Source organism: Legionella lansingensis (assembly GCF_900187355.1).
Lineage (GTDB): Bacteria > Pseudomonadota > Gammaproteobacteria > Legionellales > Legionellaceae > Tatlockia > Tatlockia lansingensis.
Map to the genome: position 1 here is coordinate 1,133,463 of NZ_LT906451.1, position 18,657 is coordinate 1,152,119.

Consider the following 18,657-nt stretch of genomic DNA (forward strand, 5'->3'; position numbering starts at 1 on the left):
CAGCCAGGGATCGCTGACGATGAATTCCCGGTTGCAAGCAACTGGGCTACCTAACTCTCATAATTGGAATACGATAAAAGCTAAGCGCATTTAAATACAGAATTTTTTCAGCCTGCTGAATGTCAAAGCTATCTAGAATCAAACTAACATCTTCATCCTTGAAAGGACGTGGTGCTCGCGTTGAGGGCAAATCGGTGCCAAACATTAAAGCATCTGGATTAGCGTGGTTAATATCTTTTATTGCCTGTGAAACATCAAAATCAACCCTGCCAAACCCTGTTGCTTTGACCTTAACTCCATGCTCAACCAATTGCAGCAATGTTGTAAAGCCTTCTTTTGTTAAACCTAAATGATCAATGCTTACGGCAGGTAATTCCAGGATAAGGTTTGTAAGTTCCGGTAAATCCTGCGCATTGATGTATAACTCAACATGCCAACCCGCAATCTCATATACTCTGTGCGCAAAGGATGACAGTTTGGTAATGTCTACACCTGTGCGCTTGACATTGAAGCGCAGAGCCCGAACGCCGGCCTCATTTAAGCTTAAAATGTCCTCATCTGAAGTAGAGAAGGGTAGCTGAGTAACCCCGACAAATGTAGGCCCTAACTCTTTTAAGCTGGTTAAAAGATAGCTTTGATCAAACGCTTGGAAGGAGCCTGAAACAATTGCTCCTCCTAATAGATTGAATTTTTTTAGGCGAGCGAAATACTGACTAGCTGTAAACCATGAAGGCAAAAAATTATCATTGGGGATTAAAGGGAAGCGAGGATCAATGATATGAAAATGGCTGTCGAAAAAGCAAATCTTTTGCATTTATCACTCCATAGTCGTTCGGGCTGAGGAGGCATTTATGCCGTCTCGAAGCCTGTCCTGAGGCTCTCGAAGGGCCTTTCCGCAAGACCAGCATGGCTTCGAGACAGCGCTAAAGCGCTTCCTCAGCCCGAACGGCAAAAAAAGCAAAAAATTCTTTGCACTATCTTTTTATTGTTGAAGCTGCTCTTTATTTATTGTACATCCCGTTGCTTTTCGCCTGTGTAGAGTTGGCGAGGGCGGCCAATTTTTGACTTATTGGAGACCATTTCCATCCAATGAGACATCCATCCAACCGTTCTGGCTAGAGCAAAGATAACCGTATACATGTTAGTGGGAATACCAATTGCACTTAAAGTGATACCAGAATAAAAGTCAACGTTAGGGTAGAGTTTTTTCTCTACGAAATACTCATCTTCTAGTGCAATACGCTCAAGTTCCAGTGCTAACTTGAATAAGGGAGCCTCATGTGCACCAACAGCATTGAGCACTTCGTAACAGGTTTTGCGCATCACTTTCGCACGGGGATCATAGCTTTTATAGACACGATGTCCAAAGCCCATCAAGCGGAAAGGATCATCTTTGTCTTTTGCGCGTTGGATATAATGATTGATGTGCTTGACATCACCAATTTCCTTTAACATATTGAGGCAAGCTTCATTTGCACCGCCATGAGCAGGACCCCAAAGAGCGCCGATTCCAGCCGAGATGCAAGCATAGGGATTGGCTCCTGTCGATCCAGCAAGGCGTACAGTGGATGTGGATGCATTCTGTTCATGATCGGCATGAAGCGTAAAAATGGTATCCATGGCATTGACTATAACAGGATTGGGTTCAACGTCTTCGGAGGGTACCCCAAACATCATGTGTAAGAAATTTTCCGCATAAGACATTCTATTTTGTGGGTACATGTAGGGTTGGCCTACAGAATATTTGTAACTCATTGCAGCCAAGGTAGGCATTTTGGCAATTAAACGAATGGCTGAAATATAGCGATCGTTCTGGTTATTTAAGTCTATAGAATCATGATAAAACGCTGATAACGCACCTACAATTCCCACCATAATTGCCATCGGATGTGCATCACGACGGAACCCATTTAAAAAATTGTACATTTGCTGATGGACCATGGTGTGGTTATTAATCAAGCTAATAAAATCCTTTTTTTCCTTCTCATTAGGTAGTTCCCCATTGAGGAGGAGGTAACTAACATCAAGAAAATCTTTTTTCTCAGCTAATTGCTCAATAGGATAACCTCGATAAAGCAATATGCCGTTATCACCATCGATATAAGTAATTTTGGACTCGCAAGAAGCTGTCGCAACAAAGCCAGGATCGAAAGTAAAATAGCCTTGTGCAGCTAGCTTATTGATGTCAATAACATCGTTACCAAGAGTTGGGCTATATATTGGAAGCTCAATCGGATCATGGCCGTCAATATTAAGTTGTGCAACTTTTGTGGTCATCGCGTCTCCTAAGTTTATGGCTTCTCATAGCCTACTCACTTGCTTCAGTGCGCAGAACTATATAAAAATGCCCCTTTACAGTCAATTTGTCTAATGGCAAATTGATTTTTTACTCGATCGTTAAGTATTAGTATATGGTTAAGTATGGAACAATAGAGTATTTTTGGATAGGGAAGAATAATGATAAGACCAGCGGAGTTGCCATTTAATAAGCGTGGGGCGGTTTACCATTTAGATTTACATACAGAAGAGTTAGCCGATCTGGTGATTACTGTTGGTGACCCTGGGCGTGTACAACAGGTGAGTCAGTATTTTGATAAAATTGAATTCCAAAGAACCCATCGCGAATTTGTCACACACACGGGTTACATCGGTCATCATAGGCTTAGTGTGGTTTCAACTGGCATTGGTATGCCCAATATTGACATCGTACTTACGGAACTGGACGCTCTTGCCAATATTGATTTGGAAACTCGCACAGTTAGAGAAAAAACGCGACAACTAACGATTTTTCGCTTGGGAACTACAGGAGGAATTAAGCCTGATTGTCGTCCTGGAGATGTGATTATCAGTCAGTATGCAATTGGATTCGATACACTTCTTCATTATTATCAACAACAATTATCGCCAGAATTATGTGAGCTAAACGCAGCTCTAGAGAATCATATGCAAGAGGAAGCGGGTTCTTTCTTTGTCAGTGAGGCAGATAAAGAATTGGCTATAGGATTTAAACCCTTGGGTTCTTTGGGAATAACAGCCACTTGTGGAGGTTTTTATGGGCCACAAGGAAGACGATTGCGATTGCCTTTGCGGTATCCGAATTTTTTAAGCAAACTCAATGAATTTCATTTCTCAGGACTAGGGATAACCAACCTCGAGATGGAAACAGCTGCTATACTCGGACTTGGTGGTTTATTAGGTCATCGCTGTTTATCCATTAGTGTGGTTTTAGCAAACCGACTAACGGGTGAATTTTTAAGCAATATAAGAATAAGCATTGATAAACTCATCATTAGCTTTCTGGAGCGCATACCTTTGGTTTTTAGGTAAGAGGCACGTCATGACAAAGTCCACTGTCAATTAGATTGCTCTGTGTGGTATCATTTCACACTATTTATTTGCAAACAATTGCATAAGGAAACATCCTCGTTATGGTTTATTTAGCCAAAGAAATTATACCAGTTAATATTGAAGATGAATTAAAACAGTCCTATTTGGACTACGCTATGAGCGTCATTGTGGGACGGGCATTGCCAGATGTCCGTGATGGTTTAAAGCCCGTGCATCGGCGGGTACTTTTTGCCATGAGCGAATTGGGTAATGATTGGAATAAACCCTATAAAAAATCTGCCCGTGTAGTGGGGGATGTCATTGGTAAATACCACCCTCATGGGGATACCGCTGTTTACGATACCATTGTGCGTATGGCTCAGCCATTTTCAATGCGCTATATGCTCATTGATGGCCAAGGGAACTTTGGATCAGTCGATGGTGATTTCGCCGCAGCTATGCGTTATACCGAAGTCAGAATGTCGAAAGTGGCTCATGCTTTACTCGCTGATTTGGAAAAAGAAACAGTTGATTTTAGTCCTAACTACGACGAAACCGAGTTTGCTCCCGTTGTGTTACCGGCAAGGATCCCTAATCTTCTGGTTAATGGTTCCTCAGGTATCGCCGTTGGTATGGCAACGAATATCCCGCCGCACAATTTAAATGAAGTTATTGATGCTTGCATAGCCTTGGTGGAAAACCCGGATTTAAGTCTAGAAGATATAATGGCGGCTCATATTCCAGGGCCTGATTTTCCCACGGCCGCCATCATCAATGGGAAGGCAGGTATTATAGAAGCCTATCGTACTGGCCGAGGTCGAATATATGTTCGTGCACGTACAGAAATAGAGACGGATGAACAAACCGGTCGTCAATCCATCATCATTAGTGAGTTGCCTTACCAGGTTAATAAGGCACGCTTGGTGGAAAAAATCGCTGAGCTTGTGCGTGAAAAGCGCCTAGAGGGGATTTCTGGTCTTCGAGATGAGTCTGACAAGCAGGGGATGCGAGTTGTTATTGAACTCAAGCGTGGTGAAGTTGCGGAAGTCATCTTAAACAACCTTTATGCTCATACCCAAATGCAGAATGTATTTGGTATTAACATGGTCGCTTTGGTCGATGGTCAACCTCGCACCTTGAATTTAAAAGAAATACTTGAGTGTTTTATTAAACACAGAAGAGAAGTTGTTACTCGCCGTACGATATTTGAACTCAAGAAAGCTAGAAACCGTGCACATATTTTGGAAGGTTTGGGAATTGCCTTAGCGAACATTGATGAAATGATCGACCTAATTAAGCAGTCTGCCACTCCGCAGGATGCTAAAGGCGCTTTGTTAGCGCGGACATGGGAGCCTGGCTTAGTTAAAGCAATGTTGCAAAATGCCAGTAGCGATGCTTGTCGACCAGATGATCTGGGAAGCGACTTTGGCCTGATCGATAGCGGTTACCGTTTATCGCCGGATCAAGCTCAGGCTATCCTTGAGTTAAGATTGCATCGCTTGACCGCATTGGAACAGGACAAAATAATTAACGAATTTGAAGAACTTTTGGGAGTTATTAAAGAGTTATTGGATATTTTGGCTTCTCCCGAGCGTCTTATGCAAGTAATTCGAGAAGAATTGTTAGAAGTTAAAACCCAATTTGGTGATAAACGGCGAACTGAAATCATTGCATCACAAGAAGATTTAACCATTGAAGATCTGATTACAGAAGAAAGTGTTGTTGTTACGCTCTCTCATCAAGGTTATGTGAAATATCAACCTATTTCTGCCTACCAGGCACAACGTCGGGGTGGCAAGGGGAAATCAGCGACCAATGTCAAAGATGAGGATTTTATAGAGCGTCTGATTATTGCCAATACGCATGATACGTTATTATGTTTTTCTGACTACGGGAAATTATATTGGCTTAAAGCTTACCAGTTACCGCTTGCAAGCAGGATTTCTCGTGGTAAACCTATTGTGAACATTCTTCCCCTTGCAGACGATGAGTCCATCAATGCCATGCTTCCTGTGCGTGAATACACAGAAGGGTATTTTGTCTTTATGGCAACAAAAGCCGGTACTGTAAAGAAAGTTCCTTTAGAGGCCTTTAGTCGCCCACGTTCATCAGGAATAATTGCCATCGACTTAAACGAGGACGATCGCCTAGTGGGTGTTGATATTACTGACGGTAGCAAAGATATTATGTTGTTTACTGATGCAGGAAAAGTGATTCGCTTTGATGAGAATCTGGTTCGTCCGATGGGTAGAACGGCTCGGGGGGTTCGTGGTATCCGCTTAAAGCCAAAACAATCGGTCATTTCACTGGTTGTTGCTAAACCGCATGGTACCATTTTAACCGCTACTGAAAATGGTTACGGTAAACGCACTGATGTAGAAGAATACCGTGTTTCGGGACGTGGAGGACAAGGGGTAATTTCTATTCAAGTCAATGAACGTAATGGTAAAGTTGTCCGTGCTTTGCAGGTTGAAGACGGTGATGAAGCAATGCTCATTACTGACAAAGGCACGCTTGTACGGTTTAAAGTCTCTGAACTATCTATCATTGGTCGTAATACCCAAGGGGTTCGACTTATCAATGTAAGTTCAGGTGAACTTGTAGTAGGAATGCAACGAATTGAGGATATCGGTGAAGAAGAGGACTCAGAAGAATCTGGGGATATAGAAGAAATAAGCGATGACGATACCTCTTCTGAACATTACACTCACGAAGACGATAATGAATAGGAAATATAATTTTGGCGCGGGCCCTGCGATGTTGCCCGAGCCAATTCTAAGAGAGGCGCAAGAAGAGTTATTAAATTGGCAAAATTCGGGGATGTCCATTATGGAAATTGGCCACCGTACCCCAGAATTTATCCATCTGATGGAACAAGCCCAGCAAGGTCTTCGCGATCTGTTAAATATTCCTGCTAATTACCATGTTTTACTTTTAGGTGGAGCTGCAAGAACGCATTTTGGCATGATTCCATTAAATTTTTTAAATGAATCAGAACAAGCAGGTTATCTCGTTACTGGCCTTTGGTCTTCTCTCGCTTATCAAGAAGCTTGTCATCTAAAGACAGCTTACTGTGTGGCAAGCAGCGAAGATACAGGATTTACCTATGTTCCTGCCGATAATGAATGGCAAGTTCGAGCTGAAACGCGTTATTTGTATTTTACTTCTAACGAAACGATAAATGGTGTGCGTTTTCCTAAAGAGCCTAAAGGTATTAATGTTCCTCTCGTTGCAGATATGACATCCAGTCTTCTTAGCGAACCCATCGATGTCCAAAATTACGCATTAATCTTTGCAGGTGCTCAAAAAAATATTGCCAACGCTGGATTAACGGTAGTTATTGTCAGCGATCAATTTTTGGACACAATTGGCGATAAAACAATCCCTATAATGATGGATTATCGGACTCATACAAAAGAGCAATCCATGTATGCGACGCCGCCAACGTTTAATTGCTATCTGGCACTGAAAATGTTTGATTGGCTTAAACAGCAAGGGGGGATTGATGCCATCTACGCCATGAATCGTAAAAAAGCAGCTAAGCTTTATCAATATATCGATTCTTCATCATTTTATTATTGTAAAGTTGTTGAGGAAGCACGATCGTTAATGAATGTTTGCTTTAATCTAAGAAACCCGAATCTTGAAGAATTATTTATCAATCGCGCACAGCAACGGGGCCTATTGGCTTTGAAAGGTCACCGGGCTGTTGGTGGATTGCGTGCCAGTATTTATAATGCGATGCCTATGGCAGGTATAGATAGTTTAATCGAATTTATGTGCGATTTTGCTGAGGAATATCAATGACAATGCTGCATTTTGTGAGTCACCCAGTGAAAAGATTGCAGGGTGATATCACAGTTCCAGGGGACAAATCCATTTCTCATCGGGCTATCATTTTGGGAGCCATTGCTAAAGGGACTACTACGATAAATGGGTTTTTGGAGGGAGAAGATTGTCTTGCAACCTTAAAAGCATTTCAGTCGATGGGGGTAGCGATCGAGGGACCCGTTGCTCAGAGAGTGGTTATCCATGGGGTTGGTAAGCATGGTTTACAGAAACCCAAAGGTATCATCGATTGTGGTAACTCGGGTACAACTATACGTTTGCTGGCAGGTCTTCTCGCAGCTCAACCCTTTGACAGTGAATTAACAGGTGATCAAAGTCTGCTAAAGCGACCAATGGAGCGTGTAAGTCGTCCTCTCATACAGATGGGAGCGGATATAATGACTACCGAAGGTAAGCCGCCATTATTTATTCGTGGGGGGCATTCGTTGCAGGGGATTACCTACGAGATGCCTGTAGCAAGTGCACAGGTGAAATCCTGCCTTTTGTTGGCGGGACTTTATGCTCAAGGAGAAACAAGGGTTATTGAACCGGGGTTTACAAGAGATCACACTGAAAGGATGTTAACCACCTTTTCTTATCCCATTCAAAAAGCAGAAGATACCATTATTATTAATTCTGAAAGCGAATGTTTAGGCACAGATATTATTGTTCCTGGTGATATTTCCTCCGCTGCTTTTTTTATTGTGGCGGCGACGATTATTCCTGACTCTGAGCTTGTTATTCGCAATGTGGGTATCAATCCCACAAGGACAGGCATCATCCAGATTTTAGGCCTTATGGGTGCTAATATCACTTTGAATAATAAGCGACTTTGTGGCGAAGAGTTAGTTGCTGATCTTTGTGTGAAATATGCTTCCCTCGAAGGCATTGATATTCCTTCTGAGTTGGTGCCCCTCGCTATTGACGAGTTCCCAATCATTTTTATTGCAGCAGCTTGTGCTAAAGGCCAAACACTGTTACATGGGGCACGGGAGTTACGGTGCAAAGAAAGTGACAGAATTGGGGCGATGGTTGAGGGTTTACAAAATCTAGGGATTGAAGCTCAAGCTTTTGAGGATGGTTTGCACATCAATGGCGGTAAGTTTCAAGGTGGAGAAGTCAATAGTTTCCATGATCATCGTATAGCAATGGCTTTTGCTATCGCAGGCGCTGTTGCTCAAAATCCAGTCACTATAAAAAATTGTGCCAATGTAGCAACTTCATTCCCTACATTTGTGCAAATAGCAAATAAAACGCATTTGGTCATTAAGGAAATTGAAGATGCCGTCTGATAAAAATGTTCCAGTCATTACTTTGGATGGGCCAAGTGGTACAGGCAAAGGAACCATCTGTCACATGCTTGCAAATCATTTAAATTGGAATGTATTGGACAGCGGCTGTATTTATCGAGTGTTAGCTCTGGCAGCTAAAAGAAAGGGAGTCGATTTTAATAATGAACATGCTTTAGCTGAGCTTGCGCATAACCTCAATTTGAAGTTTGCAACGAATCCGCATGAAAAAATGCAAATATTTCTTGATGGTGAAGATGTTACAGAGGAAATAAGAAGTGAGGAGTGTGGGCAGAATGCATCTAAAATTGCGGTTTTGCCTGCAGTACGCAAAGCGTTACTTGCACGCCAACGCGCCTTTGCGGAGCTTCCTGGTTTAGTGACTGATGGTCGAGATATGGGCACTGTGGTGTTCCCTAAGGCTGTTTTAAAAATATATTTATATGCTTCTCCTGAAGAAAGAGCACATAGACGTTATTTACAGTTGAAAGAAAAGGGAATTGATGCTAGCCTCGCCGAAGTTGTTGATGAGTTGGCTAAACGCGATGCAAGGGACACTTCTCGGCTGCATGCGCCCTTAAAGCCAGCAGAGGACGCGGCTTTTATCGATACAACTGGCTTAACGATTGTACAAGTGTTCAATAATGTATTAAAATTGGTCGATGAGCACTTGTTTTTTCGTTAAATTTGGGGGAAGGCGAGGGGATCTCGTACTTCTATTTTTTTACTAAAGAGTTTATTAATATGTCTGAAAGTTTCAAAGAACTATTTGAGCAAAGTATTGCTGGTGCACAGTTTTATCCTGGCGCAATTATTACCGCAAAAGTCATCGGTATCGACGATGATTATGTAACCTTAAATGCCGGTTTAAAATCAGAGGGTATAGTAGCCGTTGAAGAATTCCAAGATAAGAATGGGGAGTTGGAAGTTCATCTAGGGGATACTGTGGAAGTGGCCTTGGATTCAGTTGAAGATGGCTATGGTGAAACTTTGCTCTCTAGGGAAAAAGCGAAACGCCAAGAAGCATGGCGCAAATTGTCTAAATGCCATGAAAATAACGAAACAGTAACAGGTCTAATTTCTGGTAAAGTCAAAGGTGGCTTCACTGTTGAAATCGGCTCAATTCGTGCATTTTTACCTGGTTCTTTGGTCGATGTCAGACCGGTTCGTGATCCGTCATATCTCGAAGGTAAAGAATTAGAATTCAAAGTCATTAAGATGGATCTCAAGCGCAACAATATCGTCGTCTCTCGTCGTGCTGTTGTTGAGGAAGAAAGTAGTGCAGACAGACAAGCGCTCCTGGAGTCATTGCACGAAGGTCAAGAACTTAATGGTATTGTAAAAAATCTTACCGACTACGGTGCCTTTATTGATTTAGGTGGTATTGATGGGTTGTTACACATCACTGATATTTCTTGGAAACGTGTTAAACACCCAAGTGAAGTATTAACCGTTGGCCAAGATGTTCGTGTTAAGGTATTGAGCTTTGATAGCGAACGCAACCGTGTTTCTTTAGGCATGAAACAATTGGGTAATGATCCTTGGGTTGATTTGGTCGAGCGTTATCCTGTCGGTAAAAAGCTACAGGGTAAAGTAACTAACATTACAGATTATGGCTGCTTCGTTGAAATTGAAGAAGGCGTAGAAGGCTTGGTCCACATGTCTGAAATGGATTGGACTAACAAAAACGTACATCCTAGCAAAGTCGTTTCCATGGGTGATGTTGTTGATGTAATGGTTCTTGAAATTGATGAGGAACGTCGCCGTATATCTCTTGGTATGAAGCAATGTGTGGGTAATCCATGGCATCAATTCTCACAAACGCATAGTAAAGGACAAAAAGTTAAGGGTAAGATTCGCTCTATTACTGACTTTGGAATTTTCATTGGTCTAGAGGGTGATATTGATGGCCTGGTACACTTGTCTGATATCTCTTGGAATACTCCTGGCGAAGAAGCTGTGAAACAATTCAAGAAAGGTCAAGAATTAGAAGCAGTTATTCTGGCTATTGATGCTGAGCGTGAGCGTATTTCTTTAGGCTTGAAGCAACTTGAAGGCGATGCATTTACTACCTATGTCGAAGAACATGCTAAAGGAGCAATCGTTAAAGGTACAGTATCTGCTGTGGACGCCAAATCAGTGACCATTGACTTAGCTCCAGAGGTTGTTGGCACTATTCGAGCCAATGAATTGTCTGAAGAAAAAGTTGATGATGCTACCACCCTTTTCAAGGAAGGGGATGAAGTTGAGGCCAAGATTATCAATATTGATAAGAAAAATCGCACAATAGCACTTTCGGTGAAAGCTAAAGATGCTCAAGATCAGGCCGAAGCAATCAAGAAATACTCTCGCAGTGGAGAAGTTGCTTCAACCACATTAGGTGATTTGCTCAAAGAAAAAATGGCAAGCAAAGAAGGCGAATAATTTTCTTCTCTTTCAAAAAAGCGTAGTTAAACTACGCTTTTTTTTTCCTTTTATTATCAATTTTAATTGTTAAATTTTATTGAGATGATAGAGTATTACTGAAAAACTTAGGATCAAGTAAAAGTAGGTTGAACCTTGGTACGATGTTCTAAATTGTTGTACCAAGGCCCAACCTACAAATTATCCCATCAAAGTGTTTATAAATTGGACTTTTGATGAAATCGGCCTGGGCTTTTACCCATTTTCAGTGAATCGTTAAGGATAATTCAATGCGTCTCTTTATGATCATATTTTATTTGTTTTTAATATTATTAGGAGTCACTTTTGCTGCCTTAAATGCTTCGTCAGTCCAAGTAAATTTCTACTTCACCAAACTCACCATGCCGATATCAGTGTTAATGACAATCATGCTAGGCATAGGCTTACTTTTGGGATTCCTCTTATTCTTATATCGTTATTGGCGCCTAAAAGTAGAATATTTAAAATTAAAAAATCAATCCAAGCTGATAGAAAAAGAAATAAAAAATCTAAGATCGATACCTTTGCAGGATCAGCACTGATGGGGTGTGATTGAAAGTGCGGTTTTCTTGGCCGACGTCCTGCTCCCGGATCAAGTCCGGGAGCAGGACGTCGAGAATTATTGAGAATAAAACCTTAAATTAAATTGCCCCCACTGAATAGAGTGAATTGACGATAAGGATGAGATGATTCAGAATCTAGAATTTTATTGCTACGTGCTATCTGCTTTTGAGCAAACGAGATAATGGAGATCTTTAATGATTAATTTATGGCCATTATTGTTACCTGCAGCGGCTTGGTCTGGCTGGTGGGTTGCTAGCCGTAATTATTCTGGCAAAGAAACACGTTTTAATAATCGTTTATCGCGCGAGTATGTTGTTGGTTTGAATTATTTATTGAATGAACAACCTGATAAAGCAGTAGATATTTTTATTAAACTTCTTGAGGTTGACAGTGACACCGTCGAAACACATTTGGCGCTTGGCAGTTTATTCAGGCGACGTGGAGAGGTGGATAGGGCCATTCGCATTCATCAAAATCTTATCGCTCGTCCCCAATTGAGTTTGCGAGAGCGAAAAGAAGCCCTCATGGCGCTCGGACAAGATTATATGAGTGCTGGTGTATTCGACAGAGCAGAACGTATTTTTTTAGAAGTTGTTGAGCTTGGTGGGGGAAGTGAAACCTGCAGTTTGCAAGGATTGCTAGCCATTTATCAGCAAGAAAAGGCATGGGAAAAAGCCCTGGATATTACCAAGAAAATAGAGCTTTCTTTGGGGCAAAGCATGCATACACAAGCTGCGCACTACTACTGTGAAATTGCTGCCCAAGCCTTAAAAGCAAATTCCCCAGAGAAAGCACAAAATGCCATTAAGCAAGCGCTTGTTGTGGATAAAATGTGTGTGCGGGCCAGTCTGATGCAGGCTAATCTAGATATGCAAAATGGTCGTTTCAAACAAGCTATTCGCTCACTGAGAAGGGTTCCAGAACAAGATCCTGAATTTTTAGGTGAAATCATTGAGCCTTTAGTCACTTGTCATCGAGAATTAGACACCATGGGGGAATGTGTAGAGTATTTGCAACAAACGCTTGCAGAACACCCTCGTGCCTCCACAATTTTTGTGATTGGTGAGTTTTTACGTAACCAAAAAGGTGTGGATGTTGCTATAGACTTTGTATCCGATCAATTAAGTGCGCACTCTTCGATTCGAGGATTAAATCGACTCATCTTCTGGCATCTTGAAACCGCACATGGGAAAGTAAGAAATAAGCTACAGATGCTTTATGATATTACTAGCAAATTTTTAGATAATAAACCCATCTATCGCTGCGGGCATTGTGGATTTGGTGGGAAACATTTGCATTGGCATTGCCCAAGTTGTAAACAGTGGGGTAGAATGAAGCCAGTTCATGGGTTGGAAGGGGATTAGTTTAGGTAAGTTAGGGACTGTGAAACTGTTCATTAAACGATGTCATTCCCGCGCAAGTGGGAATCCATTCTGAAATGGCACGAGGCTTTAATCAGGATGGATGCCCGCCTACGCGGGATGACACGTTTTGGCTAAACACTCTCTGGACTACGACTTCGCTAATCTCTTCCACGATTAAATTTTTGAGAAAATTATGCAATTTATTGATCTTAAACAGCAATATAAATTAATTGAAAAAAACATTCTACAGTGTATCCAAACTGTTCTAGAGCACGGTCAATATATTATGGGACCCGAAATAACTAAGCTAGAACAACAACTGGCACAATTCTTAGGTGTGAGACATGCCATTGTTAACTCAAGTGGAACAGATGCATTATTGATGGCCTTATTGGCTCTGGAATTAGAACCTGGTGATGAAGTCATTACTAGTCCATTCAGTTTTTTTGCTACTGCGGAAGTGATCGCTCTGTGTCAGGCTAAGCCTGTCTTTGTAGATATTGATCCTCATACTTACAATATTGATCCAACAAAAATTACAGCAGCCATAACGCCTAAGACAAAGGCTATCATGCCGGTGAGCTTATATGGGCAGTGCGCGGACATGAAAGCCATCGGTGCTATTGCGAGGCAACATGGTTTGCCCGTTATTGAAGATGCTGCTCAAAGTTTCGGGGCAACGCAGCATGGTGTTTACTCTTGTGCTTTATCGACGATTGCTTGTACCAGCTTTTTCCCTTCTAAACCTTTAGGAGGTTATGGAGATTCGGGAGCGTGTTTCACCGATGATGATGTGCTGGCGGAAAGAATGCTCGAAATACGTGTTCATGGTCAGAATACCAGGTATTGCCACCGCAGAATAGGTATCAATGGTCGCATGGATACGATACAAGCAGCCATTTTAATTGAAAAGATGAAATTGTTTCCTGATGAAATTGCCATGCGTCAAAGAGTGGCACAACGCTATGAGCAATTACTATCAGGCATTGTAAAAACGCCAGCTGTTATGCCAGGAAATACCAGTGTTTTTGCACAATATACGATAGAGGTGCCGAATCGAGATCAATTCCAGAAACAAATGCAGGCACTGGGTATACCAACAGCGGTCCATTATCCTGTTGCCATGCATGAACAAGAGGCCTTAGCTTATCTTGGCTATAAGCGAGGTGATTTTCCTAATGCTGAGAGGGCCAGTAGGTATGTGGTCAGTTTACCGATGCACCCATACTTAACTTTGGACGATCAACAAAAAATTGTTCATGCGGTGAAGTCTTGCCTTTCTCACGAGTTGCTCGGAGTGTAAATGAACTCAAAATTAATTGTAGCCCTTGATTTCTGTAAGCAAGAGGATGCCTTAACACTTGTTGAGCAGCTTGATCCTAACCAATGTGCGCTAAAAGTAGGTAGTGAAATGTTTACTTTGTTTGGTACAACATTTGTTCATCTACTTATAAAAAAAGGATTTAAGGTTTTTCTTGACTTAAAATTTTATGATATTCCAAATACGGTAGCTCAAGCCTGTCGTGCTTGCGCAGAACTTGGTGTATGGATGCTCAATGTTCATGCTTCAGGTGGTTTAACCATGATGCAAGCAGCGAAAGAAGCTTTAAGTTCCTATGGGCATAGTCGTCCGCTTTTGATTGCAGTTACTGTCCTTACGAGTATGAATGTTAATGATTTATTGGCCGTTGGGTTAGAGACTTCAATTGATGAGCAAGTTCAAAGGTTGGCGAAACTGGCCCAGCAAGCGGAACTGGACGGTGTTGTTTGCTCTCCTTTAGAGGTACCCACAATAAAAGCATCCTGCGGTTCTGCTTTTCTTACAGTGACTCCTGGTATTCGTTTACCAGAAAACCCCAGTGATGATCAATCCCGAATCATGACCCCCGCACAGGCCATTGAGCTTGGAAGTGACTATTTAGTCATCGGGCGTCCCATTACTCGTTCCCCAACACCTTTACTGACACTGCAACAAATCATTTCCTCACTAGGTAAATAATCTGATCGAGAAAAATACACGTGGTATTTATTTATTCATTGATTTATGTTAGTTATAAAGTTAGTTAAATAATTTAGCAGAATTAATTCTCAGTGCACGGGCGCATAGTGTTTCTGCACGTGTCTTACATGACTCGTAACTAAAGGACTAGATTATGCCACGAGAAGATGTGTTAAGTGCATTGTTGGGCAAGGATATCGACTATAATCCGAATATCCTCTTGCTAAAAAAATTTATTCTTACTGTCCATTATGGATGGTTTCGCGTAAATGGCCTGTCACCTGATGTCACCTTTACTTTGGGTGATTATTTACTCGACAACGAACGTGTAATCATCGATTTTACACGAATGAGCGAGCAAGCCCGTGAGAAATTCCTGGATTGGTTTTTAGTGCCTCACCGTGGTGATGCGCATATGGAACTACTAAGTGGGGTCGCTACCAATAACTATAGGGGCTACACTGCAGAAGTTGGTCTAAGTTGGTGGGGTAGGATTACAAATTTAATTTATTATCGTAAGAAATCCTATCACTGGCATCTGGCTCAATTTGAGCTTTCTTTAAATTATCAATTGACTGGTCTTGAGATATGTCAAGATAGCCATGGCTTACTCATCGGATTAAATCAATTTTCTATTGAAGATAATAAAGGGGCGAAATATCGGGAACCAGATGATAATCAAACTGAGCCACTGCGGAATACTAAGCGGGTCCTCTTAACTGACGAGATGGTGAGTAAATTAGTCACTTGTGATCTGAATTCTCAAGATTTTAATTCCATGATCTATAATCCCCATCCTTTCGCTATTGATGTGGTGTCATATGGAAAACGCATGCTTGATATGCGTGAATATCGGTTTACACAACGATTATTGAGCACGAAATCTTGGTACGTAAGACTTTTTGACTGGATCAAACATTGGTTTGTAACCCCAGAACAGAAAATCGAGTTGGAGGAAATGCATTTTGGGAGCAAAAAATACCAATTGCTTTTTGAGGATAATGGTGTTCGAGTTTTCAAGCGTGAAAATGATAGCCAGATTTTTGTTACGGAAAAGCGTCCAGAGTTAGATAGTGTTGTTTATTGTGGTGGAGGAGCAAAGATTTTTGCTCATGTTGGGGCTAAGAAAGCCTTTGAGGAAGCACATATCGAATTGAATAAATTTGCTGGCAGCTCCGCTGGGGGCATTATGGCAATTTTAAGTTATCTTGGTTGTTCTTCTGCCGATATTCTTAGGTTTTTTCAAACTCTTAAACAAGATAACCTGATTCATTATGACATTGACAGTTCTGGTCTTTCAGATGCCCAAGCAATGAAGGCTGCACTGGACTACATGATTACGAAAAAGGTGAATGAGATTATTCGTAAATACAGTATTGATAAAACGCCAGAAGGTAGGAGGTTTCTAGCAGATAGTGTATTTAAGCGTGGCAAAATTACCTTTGAATCATTACATCTTTTAAAAAAACGCTATCCTGATTGTAGCTTGGGGGAAAAATTAATTCTTACAGCTACAAATGTGGAACGAAGAAAAACGCGTTATTTTTCATACGAAACCACCCCATGGATGGAGCCAAGTAAAGCTGGGCAAGCATCTGCATGTCTTCCTGTGATCTTCAAACCTACACTTGTCGAGGGCACGCCTCATAAGGACGGTGGCATTTTAAGTAACCTGCCCACGGAGGTATTCAAAGGAGATCTTTCGACTTTACTTGAATCAGAACATGGAAATTGTTTGAGTTTAGTCGCTTTTCAATTTGATCATGGTTATGAGAGAAGTTTACTGGATAAACTTGCTGAAAGAGTCTATCGTGAAAATTTTGTGTGGAACTGGATCTACGGGTTCTTGACTGGAGTTAAAGATCCTGTCAGTGGATGGGAGCAAGATCGCCTGAAATTATTACAACACAGTAACCAAGTCGTACTTATTCCTGTAGGTAACATTTCTACGACACAATTTGATATAGAACCCGATATGCAAAATATTTTGGTAGAGAATGGCTATCAGGCTGCAAAAAATTATATTGCTCCACGATTCTGTAGTAGTGGAACTGGAAAAAATGCAGAACTCATGTACTCAACCTTTGCTTCCTTTGAGGAGTTATTATATTTTTGCTGTTATCGCGGGCATTTGGATTGGTTTAACAAAATCGCTCCCGAAGCAATGCGCAATGGTATGAGCGAACAAAAAATACAAAAATTACGTGAATTGTACTTCACGTCATCATCAGCAGAGTCAAATGATGAATGTGATGCAGTAGATGATACATCAGAACCCACGGTCTCTGATGTAAATTTCCCCCTCAGGTTATCCGGAAGCATCTCAGAAAAGCAATGGATAATTAGGAACATGCAACTATTTGAGGCTATTTATCCAATCTTCCATAAGTTGTCCGCCTCATTTTTTACCATTGGCCAAGATTTGAAATTATTTAAAATAGCCAGGCACAGTCTTAATTTAAATCATCCTTTGGCTGGTTTAAGGTATCTGCGGGAAATTAAGGGTGAGGTCCATGTTCTTTTGTATATTTTCATTCAGCTTTTGCAGAATGCTCATCGCGCGAATATTGAAGACGTTTTGGATAAATTCAGTTTATTAGCTACGGCCCTGCAACGGGGTGAAAAACTTAAACAGCCCTCTTTTTTTGGCAAATGGGATCTATTACCAAGACAATGTACTCGGGTATTGAATTTAATGAATAATCAGAATTGGGAAGAGGCGATAGAGTTGTGCACCTCCTTAAAACAAGGGGAGGAGCCTCTCCAGACTTTTAGGATAGTTGATGATCCTATACAAGGAGTAGAGGATGATAACGCTAATAACTGGGGCATCGAAGGGAATAGGGCATGCTTTAGCCTTTGAATTTGCCAAACATGGTCACGATCTGCTGATCTCAGCCCGCAACCAAACGCTGTTACAAGATTTAGCAACGTCCGTAAAGCAGCAATATGCTGTAAATGTGAATTGTATTGGCATGGACTTAGGATTAAGCAATAGTGCATCCCAATTGATTGAGCGCATTGAGACTGAAGGTTATGAGATAGATTGCTTGGTAAACAATGCTGGTGTGGGTTACTTGGGTGATTTTGTAGACATGGATCCTCATTATCTCAATCAAATGTTGCAGTTAAATATGGTGACGGTTTCCGAATTAACACGTTATTTCGCAAAAAAATTTATAGAGGCAGGAAGGGGAAAAATTTTGCAAGTGTCCTCTACAGCAGCGTTTCAACCTGGCCCATTCATGGCTGCTTATTATGCTTCAAAAGCTTATGTTGCTTCCTTATCTGAAGGATTAGCGTATGAACTGAAAGACACAGGGGTAAATATCTCCATTCTTTGCCCAGGGCCTACGCAGACAGAATTTTTTCATGCTGCAAGTATGGATGAGAGTTTTCTAGCCAGAGGTGTTTTAGGTGTTATGTCGGCTGAGAAAGTAGCTAAACTTGCCTATCGTGGCTTACAAAAAAACAAATTATTTATCATTCCTGGCTTTATCAATAAAACACTTGCTTACAGTGCTGCCATTTCACCCTTCAGAATCAGTAGAAGAATTACTGCCTTTCTTCATGGAGGAAGAAAGAAGTCAGAATAGGAGTCAAGGGTGTTATTCTCAAAAAATAATCGCTTTTTTTATTTCTCAATATTAACTTTTCATGACCCCGAATTACCGTGGCTTGACCACGGTATCCATAATTCCTGAAGATCGCTGGATACCGTGGTCAAGCCACGGTAATTCGGTTTTTTTGTTTTTGGCAAATTAAAAAACTTTGAAGATCGAGTGTCATTGATTGTTTTAATCCTGTGCTAGGCGGCAGCAAACGGTTGCCTATATTCAATAAA

Annotated in this window: 14 protein-coding genes; 12 read left to right on the plus strand and 2 right to left on the minus strand. The window is 41.3% G+C overall.

Annotation, left to right across the window (positions count from 1 at the left end; genetic code table 11):
• Nucleotides 1-46: 46 nt before the first annotated feature.
• Nucleotides 47-814: an amidohydrolase family protein gene (locus CKV79_RS05155; protein WP_028374245.1), complete on the minus strand. Its 768-nt coding sequence runs from the start codon at nucleotides 812-814 to the stop codon at nucleotides 47-49.
• A gap of 191 nt (nucleotides 815-1,005) precedes the next feature.
• Complete coding sequence (gene gltA / locus CKV79_RS05160) at nucleotides 1,006-2,277, minus strand: citrate synthase (protein WP_028374246.1); 1,272 nt, start codon at nucleotides 2,275-2,277, stop codon at nucleotides 1,006-1,008.
• Nucleotides 2,278-2,457: 180 nt separating this feature from the next.
• Between gltA and CKV79_RS05165 the strand changes: the two genes are divergently transcribed.
• The 12 genes from CKV79_RS05165 (at nucleotide 2,458) to CKV79_RS05220 (ending at nucleotide 18,409) form a co-directional block, all read left to right on the plus strand.
• On the plus strand, nucleotides 2,458-3,327 hold the full coding sequence (locus CKV79_RS05165) for a nucleoside phosphorylase (protein ID WP_035916295.1): 870 nt from the start codon (nucleotides 2,458-2,460) through the stop codon (nucleotides 3,325-3,327).
• Between the two features lie 101 nt (nucleotides 3,328-3,428).
• Nucleotides 3,429-6,056, plus strand: coding sequence for a DNA gyrase subunit A (gene gyrA / locus CKV79_RS05170; RefSeq protein ID WP_058387149.1), 2,628 nt, complete (start codon nucleotides 3,429-3,431; stop codon nucleotides 6,054-6,056).
• The gene (serC, locus tag CKV79_RS05175) at nucleotides 6,049-7,134 is read left to right on the plus strand and encodes a 3-phosphoserine/phosphohydroxythreonine transaminase (protein ID WP_035916082.1); all 1,086 of its coding nucleotides are present in this window, start codon (nucleotides 6,049-6,051) and stop codon (nucleotides 7,132-7,134) included. Before gyrA ends, serC begins: the two co-directional genes overlap by 8 nt.
• A 2-nt stretch (nucleotides 7,135-7,136) precedes the next feature.
• A complete protein-coding gene (aroA, locus tag CKV79_RS05180) occupies nucleotides 7,137-8,447 on the plus strand; it encodes a 3-phosphoshikimate 1-carboxyvinyltransferase (protein ID WP_028374094.1) in 1,311 nt (436 codons plus the stop codon).
• Nucleotides 8,437-9,129 carry a (d)CMP kinase gene (cmk, locus tag CKV79_RS05185; protein ID WP_028374095.1) on the plus strand — a complete coding sequence of 231 codons (693 nt, stop codon included), beginning with the start codon at nucleotides 8,437-8,439 and terminating at the stop codon, nucleotides 9,127-9,129. The genes aroA and cmk overlap by 11 nt, the downstream gene beginning before the upstream one ends.
• 59 nt (nucleotides 9,130-9,188) lie before the next feature.
• Nucleotides 9,189-10,868, plus strand: coding sequence for a 30S ribosomal protein S1 (rpsA, locus tag CKV79_RS05190; protein ID WP_028374096.1), 1,680 nt, complete (start codon nucleotides 9,189-9,191; stop codon nucleotides 10,866-10,868).
• A gap of 269 nt (nucleotides 10,869-11,137) precedes the next feature.
• A complete protein-coding gene (locus CKV79_RS05195; protein WP_028374097.1) occupies nucleotides 11,138-11,428 on the plus strand; it encodes a lipopolysaccharide assembly protein LapA domain-containing protein in 291 nt (96 codons plus the stop codon).
• A 216-nt stretch (nucleotides 11,429-11,644) separates the two neighbouring features.
• Nucleotides 11,645-12,814: a lipopolysaccharide assembly protein LapB gene (lapB, locus tag CKV79_RS05200; RefSeq protein WP_028374098.1), complete on the plus strand. Its 1,170-nt coding sequence runs from the start codon at nucleotides 11,645-11,647 to the stop codon at nucleotides 12,812-12,814.
• A gap of 193 nt (nucleotides 12,815-13,007) precedes the next feature.
• Nucleotides 13,008-14,117, plus strand: a complete 1,110-nt coding sequence (locus CKV79_RS05205) for a DegT/DnrJ/EryC1/StrS family aminotransferase (RefSeq protein ID WP_028374099.1) — start codon at nucleotides 13,008-13,010, stop codon at nucleotides 14,115-14,117.
• Nucleotides 14,118-14,813 carry an orotidine-5'-phosphate decarboxylase gene (gene pyrF / locus CKV79_RS05210; protein ID WP_028374100.1) on the plus strand — a complete coding sequence of 232 codons (696 nt, stop codon included), beginning with the start codon at nucleotides 14,118-14,120 and terminating at the stop codon, nucleotides 14,811-14,813. It abuts the gene before it with no gap.
• Between the two features lie 154 nt (nucleotides 14,814-14,967).
• Nucleotides 14,968-17,676 (plus strand): Dot/Icm T4SS effector VpdC, encoded by a 2,709-nt coding sequence (gene vpdC, locus CKV79_RS05215; protein WP_035916089.1) that lies wholly within the window; start codon nucleotides 14,968-14,970, stop codon nucleotides 17,674-17,676.
• On the plus strand, nucleotides 17,621-18,409 hold the full coding sequence (locus CKV79_RS05220; RefSeq protein ID WP_028374101.1) for an SDR family NAD(P)-dependent oxidoreductase: 789 nt from the start codon (nucleotides 17,621-17,623) through the stop codon (nucleotides 18,407-18,409). Before vpdC ends, CKV79_RS05220 begins: the two co-directional genes overlap by 56 nt.
• Nucleotides 18,410-18,657: the final 248 nt, after the last annotated feature.